This is a genomic window from Streptomyces cavernicola, from assembly GCF_029968035.1.
In the GTDB taxonomy this organism is placed as follows: Bacteria; Actinomycetota; Actinomycetes; order Streptomycetales; family Streptomycetaceae; genus Streptomyces; species Streptomyces cavernicola.
Map to the genome: position 1 here is coordinate 100,995 of NZ_JASCIQ010000003.1, position 19,983 is coordinate 120,977.

17 protein-coding genes are annotated in these 19,983 nt (G+C 71.3%); 8 read left to right on the forward strand and 9 right to left on the reverse strand.

Annotated features, from left to right (window positions below; all coding sequences use genetic code 11):
• Positions 1-102: 102 nt before the first annotated feature.
• From QIS96_RS04030 to QIS96_RS04050, 5 genes are all read left to right on the forward strand, one after another.
• Entirely contained in the window at positions 103-1,461 is a 1,359-nt protein-coding gene (locus tag QIS96_RS04030; RefSeq protein ID WP_282540941.1) for a DUF2252 domain-containing protein, read from the forward strand.
• Positions 1,462-1,542: 81 nt separating this feature from the next.
• A complete protein-coding gene (locus QIS96_RS04035) occupies positions 1,543-2,232 on the forward strand; it encodes a hypothetical protein (protein WP_282541105.1) in 690 nt (229 codons plus the stop codon).
• Positions 2,233-2,284: 52 nt separating this feature from the next.
• Positions 2,285-3,106: a DsbA family protein gene (locus QIS96_RS04040; RefSeq protein ID WP_282540942.1), complete on the forward strand. Its 822-nt coding sequence runs from the start codon at positions 2,285-2,287 to the stop codon at positions 3,104-3,106.
• A gap of 132 nt (positions 3,107-3,238) precedes the next feature.
• Positions 3,239-4,924 carry an alkaline phosphatase D family protein gene (locus tag QIS96_RS04045; protein ID WP_282540943.1) on the forward strand — a complete coding sequence of 562 codons (1,686 nt, stop codon included), beginning with the start codon at positions 3,239-3,241 and terminating at the stop codon, positions 4,922-4,924.
• Between the two features lie 5 nt (positions 4,925-4,929).
• A complete protein-coding gene (locus QIS96_RS04050; protein WP_282540944.1) occupies positions 4,930-6,528 on the forward strand; it encodes a serine/threonine-protein kinase in 1,599 nt (532 codons plus the stop codon).
• Between the two features lie 30 nt (positions 6,529-6,558).
• On the opposite strand, the gene QIS96_RS04055 is transcribed toward QIS96_RS04050, so the two are convergent.
• Positions 6,559-7,128 carry a dienelactone hydrolase family protein gene (locus QIS96_RS04055; RefSeq protein WP_282540945.1) on the reverse strand — a complete coding sequence of 190 codons (570 nt, stop codon included), beginning with the start codon at positions 7,126-7,128 and terminating at the stop codon, positions 6,559-6,561.
• A gap of 36 nt (positions 7,129-7,164) precedes the next feature.
• On the opposite strand from QIS96_RS04055, the gene QIS96_RS04060 reads away from it, so the two are divergent.
• Complete coding sequence (locus QIS96_RS04060; protein WP_282540946.1) at positions 7,165-8,247, forward strand: mechanosensitive ion channel family protein; 1,083 nt, start codon at positions 7,165-7,167, stop codon at positions 8,245-8,247.
• A 105-nt stretch (positions 8,248-8,352) separates the two neighbouring features.
• On the opposite strand, the gene QIS96_RS04065 is transcribed toward QIS96_RS04060, so the two are convergent.
• The 6 genes from QIS96_RS04065 to QIS96_RS04090 form a co-directional block, all read right to left on the reverse strand.
• Positions 8,353-9,939 carry a Na+/H+ antiporter gene (locus QIS96_RS04065; protein ID WP_282540947.1) on the reverse strand — a complete coding sequence of 529 codons (1,587 nt, stop codon included), beginning with the start codon at positions 9,937-9,939 and terminating at the stop codon, positions 8,353-8,355.
• A gap of 152 nt (positions 9,940-10,091) precedes the next feature.
• The gene (locus QIS96_RS04070; RefSeq protein ID WP_282540948.1) at positions 10,092-10,916 is read right to left on the reverse strand and encodes a heparin lyase I family protein; all 825 of its coding nucleotides are present in this window, start codon (positions 10,914-10,916) and stop codon (positions 10,092-10,094) included.
• Positions 10,917-11,039: 123 nt separating this feature from the next.
• Positions 11,040-11,504 (reverse strand): GNAT family N-acetyltransferase, encoded by a 465-nt coding sequence (locus QIS96_RS04075; RefSeq protein WP_282541106.1) that lies wholly within the window; start codon positions 11,502-11,504, stop codon positions 11,040-11,042.
• Between the two features lie 2 nt (positions 11,505-11,506).
• Positions 11,507-12,448, reverse strand: coding sequence for an RluA family pseudouridine synthase (locus tag QIS96_RS04080; protein WP_282540949.1), 942 nt, complete (start codon positions 12,446-12,448; stop codon positions 11,507-11,509).
• Positions 12,449-12,507: 59 nt separating this feature from the next.
• A complete protein-coding gene (lspA, locus tag QIS96_RS04085; RefSeq protein ID WP_282540950.1) occupies positions 12,508-13,209 on the reverse strand; it encodes a signal peptidase II in 702 nt (233 codons plus the stop codon).
• A gap of 66 nt (positions 13,210-13,275) precedes the next feature.
• Entirely contained in the window at positions 13,276-14,148 is an 873-nt protein-coding gene (locus QIS96_RS04090; RefSeq protein WP_282540951.1) for a TraR/DksA family transcriptional regulator, read from the reverse strand.
• 328 nt (positions 14,149-14,476) lie between these two features.
• Here QIS96_RS04090 and QIS96_RS04095 point away from each other — a divergent pair, with 328 nt between their 5' ends.
• Complete coding sequence (locus tag QIS96_RS04095) at positions 14,477-14,668, forward strand: DUF1059 domain-containing protein (RefSeq protein ID WP_282540952.1); 192 nt, start codon at positions 14,477-14,479, stop codon at positions 14,666-14,668.
• A gap of 408 nt (positions 14,669-15,076) precedes the next feature.
• Positions 15,077-18,229: an isoleucine--tRNA ligase gene (gene ileS, locus QIS96_RS04100; RefSeq protein WP_282540953.1), complete on the forward strand. Its 3,153-nt coding sequence runs from the start codon at positions 15,077-15,079 to the stop codon at positions 18,227-18,229.
• 271 nt (positions 18,230-18,500) lie between these two features.
• On the opposite strand, the gene QIS96_RS04105 is transcribed toward ileS, so the two are convergent.
• Positions 18,501-19,601 carry a DivIVA domain-containing protein gene (locus QIS96_RS04105; RefSeq protein ID WP_282540954.1) on the reverse strand — a complete coding sequence of 367 codons (1,101 nt, stop codon included), beginning with the start codon at positions 19,599-19,601 and terminating at the stop codon, positions 18,501-18,503.
• A gap of 46 nt (positions 19,602-19,647) precedes the next feature.
• A complete protein-coding gene (locus tag QIS96_RS04110; protein ID WP_282540955.1) occupies positions 19,648-19,941 on the reverse strand; it encodes a YggT family protein in 294 nt (97 codons plus the stop codon).
• Positions 19,942-19,983 lie beyond the last annotated feature (42 nt).

A 19,983-nucleotide genomic window follows, 5' to 3' on the forward strand; every position in this document is an offset into this window, starting at 1 on the left:
CGTCCGGGGACTGACAGCCCGCGGGCACTCGCGGGTAGCTTCGTGCGTTGGAAGAGGACGGAACACCTGTCCCAAATGTCATGCACCAGGAGGCACCCAGCGATGTCGGTCCCCGAGCTCAGCGCCGAGCAGCGCGGCGAGCAGATTCTCGCCGTCTTCGACACCGCGTTCGGCGAGCTCCTCGCCGCCGACCCGGCCGCCTTCCGCGTGAAGTTCCGGAAGATGGCGGCCAGTGCCTTCGCCTTCTACCGCGGCACGGCCTGCCTCTTCTACCACGACCTGGAGCGCGAGCAGTCCGACGCCGCGGAGGGGGACATAGCGGGCCCGTACCTCGACGAGCGCACGAGCAGGGTGTGGATCCACGGCGACCTGCACGCCGAGAACTTCGGCACGTACATGGACGCGCAGGGCCGCCTGATCTTCAACGTCAACGACTTCGACGAGGCGTACGTCGGCCCCTTCACCTGGGACCTGAAGCGGTTCGCCGCCTCCGTCGCCCTGATCGGGTACTCCAAGGCGCTGAGCGACGAGCAGATCTCCGACCTGGTGCGTACGTACGCGGACGCGTACCGCGAGCGGATCCACGCTCTGGCGGCCGGCGCCAAGGAGGGTGAGGTGCCGCCCTTCACCCTGGACACGGCGGACGGCCCGCTCCTGGGCGCACTGCGCTCGGCCCGCTCCCTGACCCGGTTCGGGCTCCTGGAGTCGATGACGGAGATCCGGGAGTTCGAGCGCCGATTCGCCGCGGGCGACGGCGCGATAGAGCTGGACGCCGCGACGCGGTACAAGGTCCTGGCCGCCTTCGACGGGTACCTGGAGACGCTGCCCGAGTCGTCCCTGTCCCGCCCGGACTCGTACCGCGTGAAGGACGTGGTGGGGCGGCGCGGGATCGGGATCGGCTCGGCGGGGCTGCCCTCGTACAACATCCTTCTGGAGGGCAACTCCGACGCCCTGGAGAACGATGTCGTGATCTACATGAAGCAGGCGCAGACCCCGGCGGTCTCGCGGCACGTCACGGACCCGGCGGTGCGCGGGTACTTCCAGCACGAGGGCCATCGCACGGTGATCTCGCAGCGCGCGCTGCAGGCGCACGCCGACCCGTGGCTGGGCTGGACGGAGCTGGACGGCTCGGGCCAGCTGGTCGCCGAGGTGTCGCCGTACGCGGTGGACCTGGACTGGTCGGACATCGACGACCTGGACGAGATCGCCGCCGTCGTCGCCGACCTGGGCCGGGCCACGGCCACGATGCACGCGGCGGCGGACGACGAGAGCGGGCACTCGGAGCTCGTGCCGTTCTCCACGGAGCGGGCGATCGACGCGGCGCTGGCCGCGGACGCCGACGACGGGGAGGGCTTCGCCGGTCTCCTCGTGGAGTTCGCGCACGCGTACGGGGCGCGGGCCCGGAGGGACCACCAGATCTTCGTGGACCTGTTCCGCAACGGCCGGATCCCGGGTCTGTAGCCCTGCAGGGACCGGGCCGGGGCGTTCACAGGAAACCTTGAAGGGGGGGGCTTACACCGAGGCATGGCAGACTTTCGCGCCATGGACATATCCGGGTCGCAGCTTCGCGCGGCGCGGGCAGCGCTCTTCACGGCGGTCGTCGTGACGCTGTCCGTCGCCTCGCACGTGCTGCTGTCCCGGGTCCCGCTGCCGCTGACCACGGTCGCGGCGGTGGGCTCGGTCGTGTTCGCCCTGGCCTATCTGCTCGCCGGCCGCGAGCGCGGCTTCTGGCGGATCGCCGCGCTCCTGGTGCCCCTGGAGCTGGCCGCGGACACGGTGTTCACGGCCGGCCAGCATGTCTGTTACGGCGAGGCGGGCGGCCCGGTGGCCGGCCCGCTGCGTTCCTTCGGCCTCGACGTCCTCTGTGCCGGTGACGGGGTCGGCGCCGCTCTCGTGCGGGCCGCGGGCGGCGGGCACCGCCCGGCCGCCGATCTGCTCTCCTCCGCCGATCCGGCCGCGGCCTGGCTGCTGCTCGCCGCGCACGTCGGCGTGGGCCTCGTCGCCGCGGCCTGGCTGCGGCGCGGCGAGAGCGCCCTGGCGCAACTGCTGCGCGCGGCCGCCCAGTTGGCGTTCCGGCCGCTGCTCGTCGCGGTCGCCACCGTCTCCGTACGGATCGAACGGGTGCGGCGTGCTCCGCTGCCCGGTCGGAAAACCCGCACCACGCGCGCGTGGCTCGTCGCGCACTCCGTGAGCCGGCGTGGACCGCCGTGCCAGGCCCCGCACTTCGCCTGAGCACGACCACCCCACACCACGTCGCGTACGACGTCACACACGGAGATGAATCATGAGCAAGCGCAACACCCAGGCGGCGAAGACGGCGGCCCGCGAGCGGCTGCGGGCCGAGCGGGAGCGGCAGGCCAAGAAGGAGAAGGCCCGCCGGCAGATCATCGTCGCCGCGAGCATCGTCGGCGTCCTGGCCGTCGCGGGCGGCATCGGCTACGCGGTCATGCAGGCGAGCAAGCCGTCCGGCTGGGAGGCCGCCGCGAAGGCGAAGGTGGTCGCGCCCGCCAACACCTCGGGCAAGAACGGCACGACGGTCGTCATCGGCGAGGACAGCGCCAAGAAGACCCTGGAGATGTACGAGGACCCGCGCTGCCCGATCTGCGCCACGTTCGAGCAGGGCGTCGGCGAGACCATCGCGAAGGACGTCGAGGACGGCAAGTACAAGGTGCAGTTCTTCGGCGCCTCGTTCATCGACAACGCCACGGCGGGCGAGGGCTCCAAGAACGCCCTGAGCGCCCTCGGCGCCGCCCTGAACGTGAGCGGTGAGGCCTTCCTCGACTACAAGTCCGCGCTCTACTCGGCGAAGAACCACCCCGAGGAGAACGACGACAAGTTCAAGGACGACTCCGCCCTGATCGAGATCGCGAACGAGGTCCCGGAGCTCAAGGACAACAAGAAGTTCCAGAAGGCGGTCGAGGACGGCACCTACGACAAGTGGGCGCTCGAGATGTCGGCCGCGTTCGACAAGAGCGGTGTCCAGGGCACGCCGACCCTGAAGATGGACGGCAAGAAGCTGGAGGCGGAGTTCCCCGACGGTCAGAAGGGCACGCCGATGACGGCCGAGCAGTTCACGAAGACCATCGACGCGGCCCTCAAGGGCTGATCGCGCACCTTCAAGGCCTGATCGGGCACTTCAAAGTCTGATCGCGCGCCTTCGGGTACGGCGCACAAAGAGCGGGCGAACTTTCGGAGTTCGCCCGCTCTTTGCTCATACCGGTCAGTAATCTGACCGCTCGTGACCAGTAGACTCCCCCGCCAGACCCCCGCCCCCGCCGCCTCGACTCCGGGCCGCCGCACGGTCGTCAAGGCCGCCGCCCTCGGCGCCGTCGTCGTCCCGCTCGCCGCCGCCCCGCTCGCCCACGCCGCCGAGAACGGCCCCGCCTTCCTGCACGGCGTCGCGTCCGGCGACCCGCTGCCCGACGGCGTACTGCTGTGGACGCGCGTGACCCCGACCGCCGAGGCCGTGCCCGGCTCGGGCAAGGGGCCCGACACGGCCGTGCGTTGGGAGATATCCGAGGACCGGGACTTCAGCCGGATCACGGCCGGTGGAATCACCACCGCGCGTGCGGCCTCCGACCACACCGTGAAGGCCGATGTAAGGGGCCTGCGCCCTGCGACCGACTATTACTTCCGGTTCACTGCGGGCAGTTCGGACTCCCCCGGCGGCACCGTCGTCTCCCCCGTCGGCCGCACCCGCACCACGCCGGCCCACGAGGCGACCGCCCCCAACGTCCGCTTCGGCGTGGTCTCCTGCGCGAACTGGGAGGCCGGCTGGTTCTCCGCGTACCGCCATCTCGCCGACCGGCCCGACCTGGACGCGATCCTGCACCTCGGGGACTACCTCTACGAGTACGAGTCCGGCGGCTACCCCGTCAGCGAGGAGGTGCTCCGCGAGCACGCGCCGCTGCACGAGATCGTCTCGCTCGCCGACTACCGCACCCGGCACGGCAAGTACAAGACGGACGCCTACCTCCAGGCCCTGCACGCCCGCCACCCCGTCATCGCGATCTGGGACGACCACGAGTTCGCCAACGACACCTGGTCGGGCGGCGCCGAGAACCACACCCCGGACACCGAGGGCGACTGGTCCGCACGCCAAGCCGCCGCCAAGCAGGCCTACTTCGAGTGGATGCCGGTCCGCCCCGCCACCGAGGGCACCGTCTACCGCCGCATCCGCTACGGCAACCTCGCCGACCTGCACCTGCTCGACCTGCGCTCGTTCCGCTCCCAGCAGACGACGGTCGGCAGCGGCGACGTGGACGACCCGGAGCGCACCCTCACCGGCCGTGCCCAGCTCGACTGGCTCAAGCAGGGCCTGGCCGGCTCGCAGGCGCAGTGGAAGCTGGTCGGCACCTCGGTGATGATCTCGCCGGTGGCCTTCGGCTCCGTACCGGCCCATCTCCTCGGCCCGCTCGCGGAGTTGCTCGGGCTGCCGAAGGAGGGGCTCGCGATCAACGTCGACCAGTGGGACGGCTACACCGACGACCGCAGGGAACTCCTCGCCCACCTCACCGACCTGGGCATCCGCGACACCGTGTTCCTCACCGGCGACATCCACATGGCCTGGGCCAACGACGTGCCCGTGAAGGCCGCCACGTACCCGCTGTCGCAGAGCGCCGCCACCGAGTTCGTCGTCACCTCGGTGACCTCGGACAACCTGGACGACATCCTGAAGGTCGCCCCGCAGACCCTGTCCCTCGTCGCGGCCGGCGCGATCAAGGCCGCCAACCGGCATGTGAAGTGGGTCGACATGGACTCGCACGGCTACGGCGTCCTGGACGTCACCGCCGAGCGCTCGCAGATGGATTACTACGCGCTGTCCGACAAGGCCGACCCGAACGCCACCTCGGCCTGGATCCGCTCGTACCGGACGCTTTCGGGCACGCAGCGAGTGGAGCGCGCGGACCAGCCCGTACGCTGACCCGCATGAACGGGGACGGGGACGCGGGCCGCCACAGGGTCATCGACGGGCGCTTCGAGCTGATCGAACGGCTGGGCAGCGGAGGCATGGGCACCGTGTGGCGGGCGCGCGACACGGTGCTGCACCGCGAGGTGGCGTTGAAGGAGGTCCGCTCCTCCGGCCCGGACCGGTCCCCGGACGCGGACCGGGTGCTGCGCGAGCGGGTGCTGCGCGAGGCCCGCGCGCTCGCCCGGCTCAGCCATCCGCATGTGGTGACGATCCACCACATCGTGGACGCCGAGGCGGACGGCCACCCGTGGCTGGTGATGGAGCTGCTGCCCGGCCGCACCCTCCAGGACCGGCTCGCCCAGGGCCCGTTGGACCCGCGGGAGGCCGCGCGCCTCGGCCGCCAGGTCCTCTCCGCGCTGCGCGCCGCGCACGCCGCGGGCATCCAGCACCGGGACGTGAAGCCCGCCAACGTGCTGCTGCGCGAGGACGGCAGCGCCGTCCTCACCGACTTCGGCATCGCCGCGCTGCAGGGCACGTCCTCGCTCACGGCCACCGGCGACCTGATCGGCTCCCCCGAGTACATCGCCCCTGAGCGCATCCGCGGCGCCGACGACGACCCGGCCTCCGACCTCTGGTCCCTGGGCCTCGTCCTGTACGTCGCGGTGGAGGGCATCAGTCCGCTGCGCCGCGCCACCACCCTCGCCACGCTCGCCGCGGTCCTCGACGAGCCCGTGCCGCCGCCGGCCCGCTCGGGCCCGCTCGCCCCGGTCCTGTCCGCCCTGCTCGTACGGGACCCGGCCGCGCGCCCCTCCGCCGAGCAACTGGACGCGATGCTGGCGCGGGCCGAGTCGGGCGAGCCGCCGCTGCGGTCCGACGGCCCCGCCCAAGCTCCGTACGCGGCTACGCAGACCCCGTACGCGGTGACGCAGACCTCCTACGAGGCGACACCGACGCCGACCCACGTCCCGGGCCCGGCCCACGTACAGGCCCCGACCCACGTACAGGCCCCCGTTCCGGCGGCGACGAGGCAGCAGCAGCCGGCGTCCCCCCGCCACCGAACCCTGGTCGCCGTGGTGATCGCGCTCGCCGTGGCCCTGGTCGTGGGCACCGCCCTGCTGTTCGTGCAGCGCGGCCTCGGCGGCGAGCGGACCGAGGCCGGCGTGGACCCGAAGCCGACGGGCGGCGCGACGCAAGGCCCGACCAGGTCCCCCGGCGGCGGCCCCGGCCCCGGCCGCACCGACTCTCCCACGGGCAAGCCGAGTCGTACGCCGACACCGCCCCCGGTGGCCGACCGTTGGATCGCGCAGTTCCTCTCGGAGCCGGTCTCCTCGGGCACGGCGGCCCGCGACGCACGCCTCGCGAAGATCCGCGAGACCGTGCCCGGCGCCCGCTTCCTGCGCAGCGACAACTTCGCGTCGCTCAAGCCGGGTTACTGGGTGATCTACGCGCCGGGCCCGTTCGCCGACGGCCGGGCCGCCCTTCGGTACTGCGCGAATCTCGGCCGGAACTCCCCGAAGGTCTGCGTCGGCCGGTACCTGAGCCACGACAAGGCCGACCTGCCGCTGCAGTGCCGCCCGCCGCTCGCACAGCCGACGGGCCGCTGCACCCGGCCGTGAGCCGTGCGCGGCGAGCGGTGCCGTCGAGCCCTACAGGGACTCGATGAACGCGAGCGCCACCCGCCACGTCTGCTCGGCGGCCTCGGAGTCGAAGTCCGCCAGGTCCGGGTCCGTGTAGAGGTGCCCGGCGCCCGCGTACCGGAACACCTCGACGTCCGCCCCGGCCCTGCGCATCCGCAGGTACCAGGCGTTCAGCCAGTCGTGCGGCTCGAACGGGTCCGGGTCGGCGACGTGCAGCTGGACCGGCAGGTCGTCCACCGACGCCCCGTCCGCGATGTCCGAAGTGCCGTGCAGGAGAAGCAGTCCGCGGGCCTTCTCGTCGGCGAGCGCGAGGTTCTGCGCGAGGGAGCCGCCGAGCGAGAACCCGGCGTACACGAGGCCGCGCTCCGAGTGCGGCGCGGCGGCGGCGACGGCGCGGCGGAGCAGCTCGTCCGAGCCGATCTCCTCCTTGATCTTCATTCCCTCCTCGACGGTCTCCGTGGTCCGCCCGTCGTAGAGGTCCGGCACGTGCACCTCGTGCCCGGCGGCGCGCAGCCGGTCCGCCGCGGCGTGCACGGCCGGGCGCAGGCCCTGCGCCGAGTGGAAAAGCATGATGTCCATGAAGCCATCGTGCCAGGCCCCGTTACCCTCGGGCGCATGGAGAACGTACTGCGTCCGCTGATCGTCCTCGGTGGCACGGTCGTCCTCACGCTGGTCGTGGGCTGGCTGGTGGACCGGCTGCTGCAGCGGGCCGACGCCCGCCACCCGGAGTCCCCGCTCTGGGGCCACCTCCGCCGCTGCCGCCTGCCCCTCCAACTCGTCCTCGCCACCGCCCTGTTGGCGGCCTCGCACGACAAGTCCGGGCTCCTGGAGGACCATCGGGACGGGGTCGGGCACACGCTCGCCCTGATACTCATCGCGTCGTCCGCCTGGCTGGTGGTGCGGATCGCGACGGCGATCGTCGACTCCTCGTACGCGCGCTACGCGGCCACGCACCGCGATCCGGCCCGGGTGCGCCGGGTGCGTACGCAGGTCACGTTGATCCAGCGCGTGGTCACGGCCGTGGTCGGCGTGGTGGCGGCCGCCGCGATGCTGCTCACGTTCCCGGCGATGCGGACGGCGGGGGCGTCGCTGCTCGCCTCGGCCGGCGTGCTCGGGATCGTCGCGGGCATCGCCGCCCAGTCCACGCTCGGGAACCTCTTCGCCGGGCTGCAGATCGCGTTCGGCGACATGGTGCGGATCGGCGACACGGTGGTCGTGGACGGCGACTGGGGCACCATCGACGAGATCACGCTGACCTTCCTGACCGTCCGCACCTGGGACGACCGGCGCATCACCATGCCCGTCTCGTACTTCACGTCGAAGCCCTTCGAGAACTGGTCGCGCGGCGGCGCGCAGATGACTGGCACGGTCTTCTTCCATCTGGACCACCGGGCGCCGCTGCCGGAGATGCGGGAGAAGTTGCACGACATCGTCCGCGAGTGCCCGGCCTGGGACGGCCGCGACTGGGGCCTCGCGGTCACGGACACGACCCCGTCCACGATGCAGGTCCGCGCCCTGGTCACGGCGAAGGACGCGGACGACATCTGGACGGTCCGCGTCACGGTCCGCGAACAGCTGATCCGCTGGCTCACGGAGCACCACCCGTACGCCCTCCCCCACATCGCCACGACCTCGGCCCCGCTGCCGCCGCCGGTGACGCACATGGCGGAGCCGGAGCTGAAGACGGGCCGGGGCTGACTCCCGAGCCGCGCGCCTGATCCAGCCCGTCCGGCGTTTGAGGACGAGGCCGCAGGCCGACAGGGGGCTGGGGCGCAGCCCCCAGGGACCGAGCCCCGTCCGACCTCACCGCAAACTGCGAACGTCCAGGTGCCGCAATACCCGATCAACGATCTCCGGGTCGGACCCGGGCTCATTGCGAGCCGCCAACACCTCATGCCGCGCAGCGCTCATCATCTCGCCCTGGATCCGCCGCACCCGCTTCCCCCACGCGCTCCGCTTCACGTACGCCGCCCTGCGGTCCTCGTCGACCATGTCGGGGCTGATCCGGGCCCCGATGTCGTAGGCGCGGCGGGCCAGTTGCTCGGCGAACTCGTCCGGCAGCTCCTCGACCTCCTGGATCTCCTTGAGCCGCCGCTTCGCCGCCTTCGCCGCCCGGATCGCGAGCTCCTTCTCGAACGCCTCCTCGGCCTCGGCGTCCGCCTCCACCCCGAGCTTCCGTACGAGCCAGGGCAGGGTGAGCCCCTGCAGTACGAGGGTCGCCATGATGACCCCGAACGCGATGAAGATGATCTCCTCGCGCACCGGGAAGGCCGCCCCGTCGTCCGTCTTGAGCGGGATGGCGAGGGCGAGCGCGACCGACGCCACGCCCCGCATCCCGGACCACCACATGACGACGGTCTCGCGCCAACTGACCGGAATCTCCTCGTCGTAGTCGCGCTTGTGGTGCAGCCGCTTGGCGATCCAGGTCGCGGGAAGCAGCCACAGGAGGCGTACGAAGACGACGACCGCGGTGACGGCGACGGCCCAGCCGAGGAGTTCGCCCCAGCGGCCGGCCGCGGTCCGGATGGCGTTGTGCAGTTCGAGGCCGATCAGGCCGAAGGCGATCCCGGTGACGAGGGTGTCGACGACCTCCCAGAACGTACGCCCCGCGAGCCGCCCCATCACGTCGTCCGCGTCCACCGCGTACTCCGCCAGGAACAGCGCGGTGATCAGGACCGCGAGCACCCCGGACCCCTTCAACTCCTCGGCGAGCACGTACGCGACGAACGGGACGAGCAGGGTGAGGCCGACCTGGAGCGTGGCGTCGCCGAGGAAGTCCATCAGCTTGTTGGCGGCCCAGCCGATGGCGAGGCCGACGGCGAGCGCGACGACCGCGGAGAGCAGGAAGTCGAGGGCGGCCTCCGGCAGCGAGAAGGAGCCGCTGACGGCCGCGGCGATCGCCACGTGGTAGAGCACGATCGCGGTGACGTCGTTGAAGAGGCCCTCGCCCTCCAGGATCGACACCAGGCGTCTGGGCAGGCCGAGTTGACCGGCGACGGCGGTGGCCGCGACCGGGTCGGGCGGCGCGACGAGCGCCCCGAGCGCGACAGCCGCGGCGAGTGGAAGCCCCGGCACGACGGCGTTGGCCACCACCGCCACGGCCGCCGTGGTGACGAAGACGAGCGCCACCGCGAGCAGCAGGATCGGCCTCAGGTTGGCGGTGAACTGCCGCCAGGAGGTGCGCTGCACGGAGGCGTAGAGCAGCGGCGGCAGCACGAGCGGAAGGATGTACTCCGGCGGGATGTCGACATTGGGCACGAACTCCAGGAGTGCGAGCACGATCCCGACGAGCGTCATGAGCACCGGCGCGGGCAGCCCGAGCCGCTCACCGACCGGAACGCTCAGCACGGCCCCGAGGAGCAGGACGAACAGCAGGGCCAACTGGTCCACTTCGGGGGCCTCCGGAGAGCAGCGCGACGGACCCCGGCACCGCGTCGGCGGCGCACGGGCGCGCCCCCGAAGATCGGAAGCACGCCCTCAAGCCTGCCACGCATATCCGACAAACCGCTCACGCCCCCTCGCGACCCCTCATACGGGATCCCTCAGGGCGCCACCTCGTCGTAACTACGCCCCACCTTGGCCCCGTTGAGATAGGCCGTGGCCTCGCCCTTCACCCCGTCGGAGCGGTAGACGCCCCACTTGTCGGTGACCCAGTCGGCGCGCAGGGTGGCGCCTTTGAACGTGCCGGCGCCCTTCAGTTCCTGCTGCTCGCCGTCGTACCAGAACTTCACCGAACCCTTGTCCGGATCCTCGGAGACGGTGATCCCGACGACGAAGTGGTGCCACTCGCCGGTGCGCAGCGGGGTGTCCCAGAGCCGCGTCGTCTTCATGTCCGGGTCGCAGTACTCCAGGTCGATCGTGCCGTCGCCGCGCGCCCGCAGCGAGAGCGGCGGGGTCGCGGCGCCGCTGCCGTAGTCCTTGAGCTGCCAGAGGGCCACCCAGTCGCCGGACTTCGTGGGCAGCGGGTCCCACATCGAGCGCCAGCCGACGTAGACGGTGTCACCCTCGTCGAAGCGCAGCGCCGACCCGTCGGGCCGCTTGTGCCCGCGCGTCTCGACCCGCACCCGGTCCTGCGGGGAGACCTTCTCGCCCGAGGTGTGGAGCCGGTACGTCTTCCCGTACGCGCCCTTCGGATCGTCCACGACGGACACCTCGCCGGGCTTCTTCTCGACGCCCTCGAAGACGGCGGTGCCCTTGGCGGGGTCGGCCTGCCAGAGCGGCGCCGCGGCCTCCGTGGCGACCTGCGTGGCGTTCGCGTTCCAGACCCCGGCGAGGGCGAGAACCCCCACGGCGGTCAGCGAGGCGGCTGCGGCGCGACGGTGGCGGCGCGAGTTCCTGCGGTGCTTGCGCGCGACGACCTGAGGCATGGGAGCTCCTGTGGGGGCAGGGGTCAACTCCCGGGAAAACTAGGGAGGTTGAGCACCCCCGTCAAGAAGAACAGGAAACTTTCCTAACCAGCGCCTGGCAACAGCCCGCCGAGCAGAGGGACGCTAGAGCTTGCGCCGCATAGCCCGGTGCACGATCCCCGCATCCAGGAACTCCGCGCCGTACGCCTCGTATCCGAGCCGTTCGTAGAACGCCAGGGCGTGCGTCTGCGCGTGCAGGTCGACCGCCGCCAGGCCGAGGCCCGCCGCCGCCTCCTCGATGCCCCGCACCAGCGCGGCCCCCACACCGAGCCCGCGCGCGGCCCGCGCCACCGCGAGCCGGCCGAGCGAACCGACGGCCGGGTCACCGCCGGCCTTCGCCGCGGCCGCCTCCCCGTGCAGCAACCGCCCGGCGCCGAGCGGCGCCCCGTCCCGCCCGAGGGCGAGCACATGCACCGCGACCTCGTCGTACGCGTCGTACTCCAGGTTCACCGGCACGCCCTGCTCGCGCACGAACACCTCGTGGCGCACCGTCATACAGGCCGCACGGTCGGCCGCGGACCCGGCGACCCGGATCTCGTACGGCCCCATGGTCACGCGCTCTCCGCCCGGACCCGGTCGAGGGCGGTCTGCAGGTCGTCCGGGTACCCGCTCTCGAACTCGACCCAGCGCCCGTCGGCCGGGTGCTCGAAGCCGAGCCGCACCGCGTGCAGCCACTGCCGGGTGATCCCGAGCCGCTTGGCGAGCGTCGGGTCCGCGCCGTACGTCAAGTCACCGACGCAGGGGTGGCGGTGGGCCGACATGTGGACGCGGATCTGGTGCGTGCGCCCGGTCTCCAGCTTGATGTCGAGCAGCGAGGCCGCGCGGAACGCCTCCACCAGGTCGTAGTGCGTCACCGACGGCTTGCCCTCGGCGGTGACCGCCCACTTGCAGTCGTGGTTCGGGTGCCGGCCGATGGGGGCGTCGATGGTGCCGCTCAGCGGATCGGGGTGGCCCTGCACGAGCGCGTGGTAGCGCTTGTCCGGCACACGCTCCTTGAACTGCCGCTTCAGCGAGGTGTACGCACGCTCCGACTTGGCGACGACCATCAGACCCGAGGTGCCCACGTCGAGGCGGTGCACGATGCCCTGGCGCTCGGCGGCGCCGGACGTCGAGATCCGGTACCCGGCGGCGGCCAGGCCGCCGATCACGGTCGTCCCGGTCCAGCCCGGACTCGGGTGCGCGGCGACGCCGACCGGCTTCATGATCACGACGATGTCCTCGTCGTCGTGCATGATCTCCATGCCCTCGACGGGCTCCGCGACGATCTGCACGGGCGCGGCCGCCTGCGGCATCTCCACCTCGAGCCAGGCCCCGCCGTGCACGCGCTCGGACTTGCCGACGACGCTGCCGTCGACCTGCACCTTTCCGGCTGCGGCCAGCTCGGCGGCCTTCGTACGGGAAAAGCCGAACATGCGGGAGATGGCGGCGTCGACGCGCTCGCCCTCCAGGCCGTCGGGCACGGGCAGGGTGCGGATCTCGGGAATCGTGCTCACCCGTCGAGTATGCCGGACGGCTACGACACCCCCGTACGAGAGCCCGTGCGCGAGGCTGCTCAGTCCTTGTGGACCGTGCCGTCCGGGTCGAGGCCGCGGAAGGAGAGGAGCACGATGAGCACGCCGCCGCAGACGATCGCCGAGTCCGCGAGGTTGAACACCGCGAACCCCTTCGGCGCGATGAAGTCGACCACCGCGCCCTCGAAGACCCCCGGCGCCCGGAAGATCCGGTCGGTGAGGTTGCCGAGCGCACCGCCGAGCAGCAGGCCGAGCGCGATCGCCCAGGGCAGGCTGTAGAGCTTGCGGGCGAGCCGGGCGATCACGACGATCACCACGGCCGCGATGACCGTGAAGATCACGGTGAAGGCCTCGCCGATCCCGAAGGCCGCGCCCGCGTTCCGGATCGCCTGCAGCTTCAGCCAGTCCCCGATCAGCTCGATCGGCTCGTGGTGCTCCAGCTCGGCCACCACGATCAGCTTGCTGATCAGGTCGAGCGCGTACGCGACGGCGGCGACGGCGAACAGCACCGCGATCTTCCGGCGCCCCTTGGGCTGCTCGGACTCCGCGGCCTCCTCGGCCTCAGCCGCCGGCGTCCCGGCCTCCGCGTCGGCGGACTCGGCCGAACCGCCGGATCCCGTGGCCTCGTTGGCGGCCTCGTTCGCGGCTTCCGGGCCCTGCGTGCCGTCCGCGCGCTCCGGCTCCGCACCCGCCCCGGCGTCCTCGCTGTCCGGCGTACCGATGATGCGCTCCGCCTCTGCCACGTGAGTCCCTCAACCCTAGATTCCGACTGAGGACGAGGGTACGACACACACATACAGCGACCGTGCTCAGTAGCGCCGTTCCTGCTTCTGCTTGCACTCCACGCACAGGGTCGCGCGCGGGAAGGCCTGCATCCGCGCCTTCCCGATGGGCTTCCCGCAGTTCTCGCAGAGGCCGTACGTCCCCGCGTCGAGGCGTTCCAGGGCCCGCTCGGTCTGCTCCAGCATCTCCCGCGCGTTCGCCGCCAGGGCCATCTCGTGCTCGCGCGTGATGTTCTTCGTGCCCGTGTCCGCCTGGTCGTCGCCGGCCCCGTCCCCCGAGTCCCGCATCAGCCCCTGCAGGGACTCCTCCGACGCCACGATCTCGGTGCGCAGCCGGCCGGCCTCCTCCGCCAGCATGGTGCGCGCCTCGGCCACCTCCTGCTCGGTCCACGGGTCCTCGCCCGGCCGTACGGCGAGCTCGCCCGGCTCGGCCGCGACCGCTCGCGCCTTCGGTACGGAGGAGGTCGACGGCTCCGCCGCCGTCGCCCCGGTCTTCTTCGCAGCCACCGACTCGGCTCCTGTCTTCTTCGCGGCGTGCGCCGCCTCCTCGGCCGCCGACTCCTCGACGGGCTCCTTGGTCGCGCCCTTCTTCGCCGCGGCCTTCTTGGCGGCCGCCTTCTTCGCGGTCTTCTTCGCGGGCGCCTTCTTCGCCGGCTCCGGCTCGGCGTCCGTGCTCTTCGCGGTCTTCTTCGCGGTCTTCGCTGCCGCGCTCTTCTTTTCCGTCGCCTTCTCGGTCGCCTTCTCGGTCGCCTTCGCCGTCTTCGACTTCGCCGCCGTCGTCGGCTTCTTCGGCGCGCTCTTCCCGGCCGCCTTCTCCGTCTGCTCCGTCTGCTCCGTCTGCTCCGACCCGGCCGACGACCCCGGTGCCGACTCCGATACGGCGGTCTTCTTCGCCACCATGGCCGCGGCCCCTTCACATTTTGTGATCTTGCTCGCGAATCGTGCTGGGACGATAAATCGACTCCAGGCCCGCGGCAACGGGGCACGCCGCCCGATCCGCCCGCCCCGCAGCCGCACCGGGACCGGCATGCATCCGTTGTGCCCAGCTCCCCGCCGGGTAATCCGCCGAGGGCGCCGGGCCGGGAACCGGGCACCGCGCGTGTCCCCATTCGGGTCAGCCCCTGCTCGACTCCCAGGCCCGCACAGGCGCCGCCCGCAGACCGAAGTTGAGCACTTTATTACACCTATTCACGGACATAAACTTGAAAAAGAGCAAAGAAGGTGCACCATGCGCAAGACAGCCGACTGCCGTCGATTCCCCAGCGAGAGCAACTGCACGCTCACCATCTCCGGCGAGGAGGAAGAGGTCGTCCGCGCCGCCACCGAGCACGCCGTCTCCGTCCACGGCCACACCGACGGCCCCGAACTCCGGGCGCAGGTCCGCGAGTTCCTCACCGACGTGATCCCCGAGCACGCCTGACCCGAGCCCCGGCCTGACGCCCCGCCGCGGGCTCCCTCCGCGGCCCCGCCCCCGAAGGAATTCCGGTCGGCCCATCCAGCGCGGGCCCCGTACACTGGGCACAGCGAAAAGGCATGGATGGGGACGAGTAGCGTCCGTGAGCAGCCAGGAGCGACCCGGGGACGGTGTGAGCCCGGGGGCCCGCGCGAGCGTGAAGATCACCCCGGAGCCGCCGGAAGAAAGCCGCAGCGGCCGAGCGAATCGGCAGCGAGGCGAGTAGACCCGGCCGCGACCCCAATGAGGGGGCCCGTCGGCGCACACCCGAGCCCGGCAGGCCAAGGAGGGTGGTACCGCGGGAGCCCGCGCCGCACACGGCGCAGGCCGGCTCTCGTCCCTCCGACGGAAACAGTGTCCGCCGGAGGAAGCTCGTTGAATACGCAGCCGCAGTACCGCCAGGTGCCCGCCCAGGTCGACCTGCCCGCCCTCGAGCACGCCGTGCTCGACTTCTGGGACGAGCAGAAGATCTTCGCCAAGACCCTGGAGCAGTCCGAGGGTCGCCCCGAGTGGGTCTTCTACGAGGGCCCGCCCACCGCCAACGGAATGCCCGGCGCCCACCACATCGAGGCCCGCGTATTCAAGGACGTCTTCCCGCGCTTCCGCACCATGCGCGGGTACCACGTCGCGCGCAAGGCCGGCTGGGACTGCCACGGCCTGCCCGTCGAGCTCGCCGTCGAGAAGGAGCTCGGCTTCAACGGCAAGAAGGACATCGAGGCGTACGGCATCGCCGAGTTCAACGCCAAGTGCCGCGAGTCCGTGACCCGGCACACCGACGCCTTCGCCGAGCTCACCCAGCGCATGGGCTACTGGGTCGACCTCGACGACGCGTACCGCACGATGAACCCCGAGTACATCGAGTCGGTCTGGTGGTCCCTGAAGCAGATCTTCGACAAGGGCCTGCTCGTCCAGGACCACCGCGTCGCCCCCTGGTGCCCCCGCTGCGGCACCGGCCTGTCCGACCACGAGCTGGCGCAGGGCTACGAGACGGTCGTCGACCCGTCGGTCTACGTCCGCTTCCCGCTCACCGGCGGCCCCCTCGCCGGCCAGGCCGCGCTCCTGGTCTGGACGACGACCCCGTGGACCCTCGTCTCCAACACCGCGGTCGCCGCGCACCCGGACGTCACCTACGTCGTCGCGACCGACGGGAACGAGAAGCTGGTCGTCGCCGAGCCGCTCGTCGAGAAGGCGCTCGGCGAGGGCTGGGAGACCACCGGCGAGACCTTCACCGGCGCCGAGATGGAGCGCTGGACCTACCAACGCCCGTTCGAGCTCGTGGAGTTCCCGGCTCCGGCGCACTACGTCGTCAACGCCGAGTACGTCACGACCGAGGACGGCACGGGTCTGGTCCACCAGTCCCCCGCGTTCGGTGAGGACGACCTCAAGGTCTGCCGCGCGTACGGCCTGCCGGTCGTGAACCCGGTGCTGCCCGACGGCACCTTCGAGCCCGAAGTCCCGCTCGTCGGCGGCGAGTTCTTCAAGAAGGCCGACGAGAAGCTCACCGCCGACCTGGACGAGCGCGGCCTGCTCTTCCGGCACATCCCGTACGAGCACAGCTACCCGCACTGCTGGCGCTGCCACACGGCGCTGCTCTACTACGCGCAGCCGTCGTGGTACATCCGCACGACCGCGGTCAAGGAGCGCCTGCTCGAGGAGAACGAGAAGACCAACTGGTTCCCCGACTCGGTCAAGCACGGCCGCTTCGGCGACTGGCTGAACAACAACATCGACTGGGCCCTGTCCCGCAACCGCTACTGGGGCACCCCGCTGCCCATCTGGCGCTGCGAGGAGGGCCACCTCACCTGCGTCGGCTCCCGCGCGGAGCTGTCCGAGCTGACGGGCACCGACCAGGCGTCCCTCGACCCGCACCGCCCGTTCATCGACGACGTCACGTTCACCTGCACCCACGAGGGCTGCTCCCTCGAAGCGGTGCGCGTGCCCGAGGTCATCGACGCCTGGTACGACTCGGGCTCGATGCCGTTCGCGCAGTGGGGCTACCCGTACAAGAACAAGGAGCTCTTCGAGAGCCGCTACCCGGCGCAGTTCATCTCGGAGGCCATCGACCAGACCCGCGGCTGGTTCTACACGCTGATGGCCGTCGGCACGCTGGTCTTCGACAAGTCCTCGTACGAGAACGTGGTCTGCCTCGGCCACATCCTCGCCGAGGACGGCCGCAAGATGTCCAAGCACCTGGGCAACATCCTGCAGCCGATCCCGCTCATGGACCAGCACGGCGCCGACGCCGTCCGCTGGTTCATGGCCGCGGGCGGCTCCCCGTGGGCCGCGCGCCGCGTCGGCCACGGCACGATCCAGGAGGTCGTCCGCAAGACCCTCCTCACGTACTGGAACACGGTCGCCTTCCAGGCCCTGTACGCCCGTACGTCGAACTGGGCCCCGTCGGCCGCCGACCCGGCCCCGGCCGAGCGCCCGCTCCTGGACCGCTGGCTGCTCAGCGAGCTCAACACCCTGGTCGAGCAGTCCACCGAGGCCCTGGAGTCCTACGACACCCAGCGCGCCGGCAAGCTCCTCTCGACCTTCGTCGACAACCTCTCCAACTGGTACGTGCGCCGCTCCCGCCGCCGCTTCTGGCAGGGCGACAAGGCCGCGCTCCGCACCCTGCACGAGGTCGTCGAGACGGTCACGCGCCTGATGGCCCCGCTGACCCCGTTCATCACCGAGCGGGTCTGGCAGGACCTGATCGTCCCGGTGACGCCGGACGCCCCGGAGTCGGTGCACCTGTCGACGTGGCCCGAGGCCGACAACTCCCTTGTGGACCCGGTGCTTTCGCAGCAGATGGCGCTGGTGCGCAGACTCGTCGAGCTCGGCCGGGCCACCCGCGCCGAGTCCGGTGTGAAGACCCGCCAGCCGCTGTCCCGCGCCCTGGTCGCGGCCAACGGCTTCGACGCGCTCGGCGAGGAACTGCGTACGCAGATCACCGAGGAGCTGAACGTCACCTCCCTCGCCTCGCTCTCCGAGGTCGGAGGCTCCCTGGTCGACACCACGGCCAAGGCCAACTTCCGCGCCCTGGGCAAGCGTTTCGGCAAGGGCGTCCAGGCGGTGGCCAAGGCGGTGGCGAACGCCGACGCGGCCGCGCTCTCCCTGGCGCTGCGCGACGGCTCGGCGACGATCGAGGTCGAGGGCGAGACGGTCACCCTGACCCACGACGAGGTCTTCATCACGGAGACCCCGCGCGAGGGCTGGTCCGTCGCCTCCGAGGCCGGTGCCACGGTCGCGCTCGACCTGGAGATCACCGAGGACCTGCGCCGCGCGGGCCTCGCCCGTGACGCGATCCGGCTGATCCAAGAGGCCCGTAAGAACAGCGGGTTGGACGTCGCGGACCGGATCGCGGTGCGCTGGTCGGCCACGGCCGGCGACACCACGGACGCCCTCGGCGAGCACGCCGCCCTCATCGCGGACGAGGTCCTCGCCCTGGACTTCGCCGAGGGCGAGGCCGACGGGACGTACGGCGCGCCCTTCACCGACGAGGGCCTCGGCCTGACGTTCCGCCTCCGCAAGACCGAGGCGTAACCAGACCGGCCCCGGACCTCTGAGGCCCGGAGCCCCCGGAGCCCCCGGAGCCCCCGGAGTCAACAGAAGGCCCGGCGTCGCCCGATCCGACGGATCGCGCGGCGCCGGGCCTTCGGCGTTGTGTGCCGTGGCACACCCGCTCCCCCGACCCCTGTCCGATTCCCCAACTCCCCCCGCACGCACGGCAAAAGGGCCTGGCCCCGGGAGAATTCCCGGGGCCAGGCCCTTGAAGCGCTGCCGACGCTCTACGCGCGCTGCGCGCGTGCGACGGTCAGTTGTCGTCCTCGTCGATGAGGAAGCCGCGCATCGGGGACGGAGCCTGCTGCATCGGCTGCGGACCCTGCGGCCGCACCGGCGCCATCGGCTGCGTCATGGCCGGCGACATCTGCTGCTGGCCACCGTACGAGTTGCCGCCGGAGGTGCCTCCGTGGCCGCCCATCGTCTGGTTGCCGCCCATGGTGTGGTTACCGCCACCCATGGAGGGCGCACCGGCGGAAGCCATCGACGGGGACGGCGGCAGCGAAGCCGCAGCCGGCGTACGCGGCGGGGCCAGCGAGTCGTCGGACTGGGTCTCCAGCTGGCGCAGCTGCGACTCCAGGTAGGACTTCAGACGCGTGCGGTACTCGCGCTCGAAGCCGCGCAGGTCCTCGACCTTGCGCTCCAGCGTGGCGCGGGCGGACTCCAGGGAGCCCATCGCGACGCGGTGCTTCTCCTGCGCGTCCCGCTCCAGGGCGTCGGCCTTGGCACGGGCGTCACGCTCGAGGCCCTCGGCACGCGAACGAGCCTCGCCGACAATCTTGTTGGCCTCGGAACGGGCCTCCGCGATCGCCTGGTCAGCGGTCTGCTGGGCAAGCGACAGGACGCGGGCGGCACTGTCGCCACCGGGACCGCCCTGACCGCCACCGCCGCCGCCACCCTGCGGGAGCTGCGGACCGTGACCGCCCATGGGGCCGCCCATCGGGCCGCCCTGCATGGGGCCGGGGCCCTGCGGGCCACCGTGTCCACCGTTGGGACCTGCGGGCAGCTGGGGTGCTCCACCGGGCAACTGGGGCGGGCCCAGGTGCTGTTGCTGCTGCGGCGGCACCGGCTGCGGACCTGATATTGCGGCGGGCACGGGGGCGCCGGGACCACGCTGCTGCGGCGGCTGGTCCTGCGGCTCGGCCTTGCGCATGCTGTTCTGCTGCTGGTTCTGCGCGGCGGCACGGGTCGCCGCGGCGAGCTTCGCGCGCAGGTCCTCGTTCTCACGCAGTAGTCGCGTCAGTTCGGCTTCGACCTCATCGAGGAAGGCATCGACCTCGTCCTCGTCATAGCCTTCTCGGAGGCGGACGGTCGTGAACTGCTTGTTCCGCACGTCCTCGGGGGTCAACGGCATCTCTTCACCTCAACGTAGTCGTCGGCATTCGGCAAGACCGTATGGTTCACATCGCCGCCAGCTTGGCCGCAAAGAGCCGCAACACGAAGACGATGATCATCAGTACGAAGAAGGACAAGTCGAGCGCCACGCCCCCGAGACGCAGCGGCGGAATGAACCGCCGCAGAAGCTTGAGCGGTGGATCAGTGACAGTGTAAGTGGCCTCAAGAACGACCACCATCGCCTTGCCGGGTTGCCATGAGCGGGCGAACTGGAAGACATAGTCCATGACCAACCGGAAGATCAGCACGATCAGGTAAACCGACAGCGCGATGTAGAGCACATTCCCGAAAACGCTCATGACTCGCGCTCCCCTCTCCCCTGTGTCGTGCGTCTCATAACC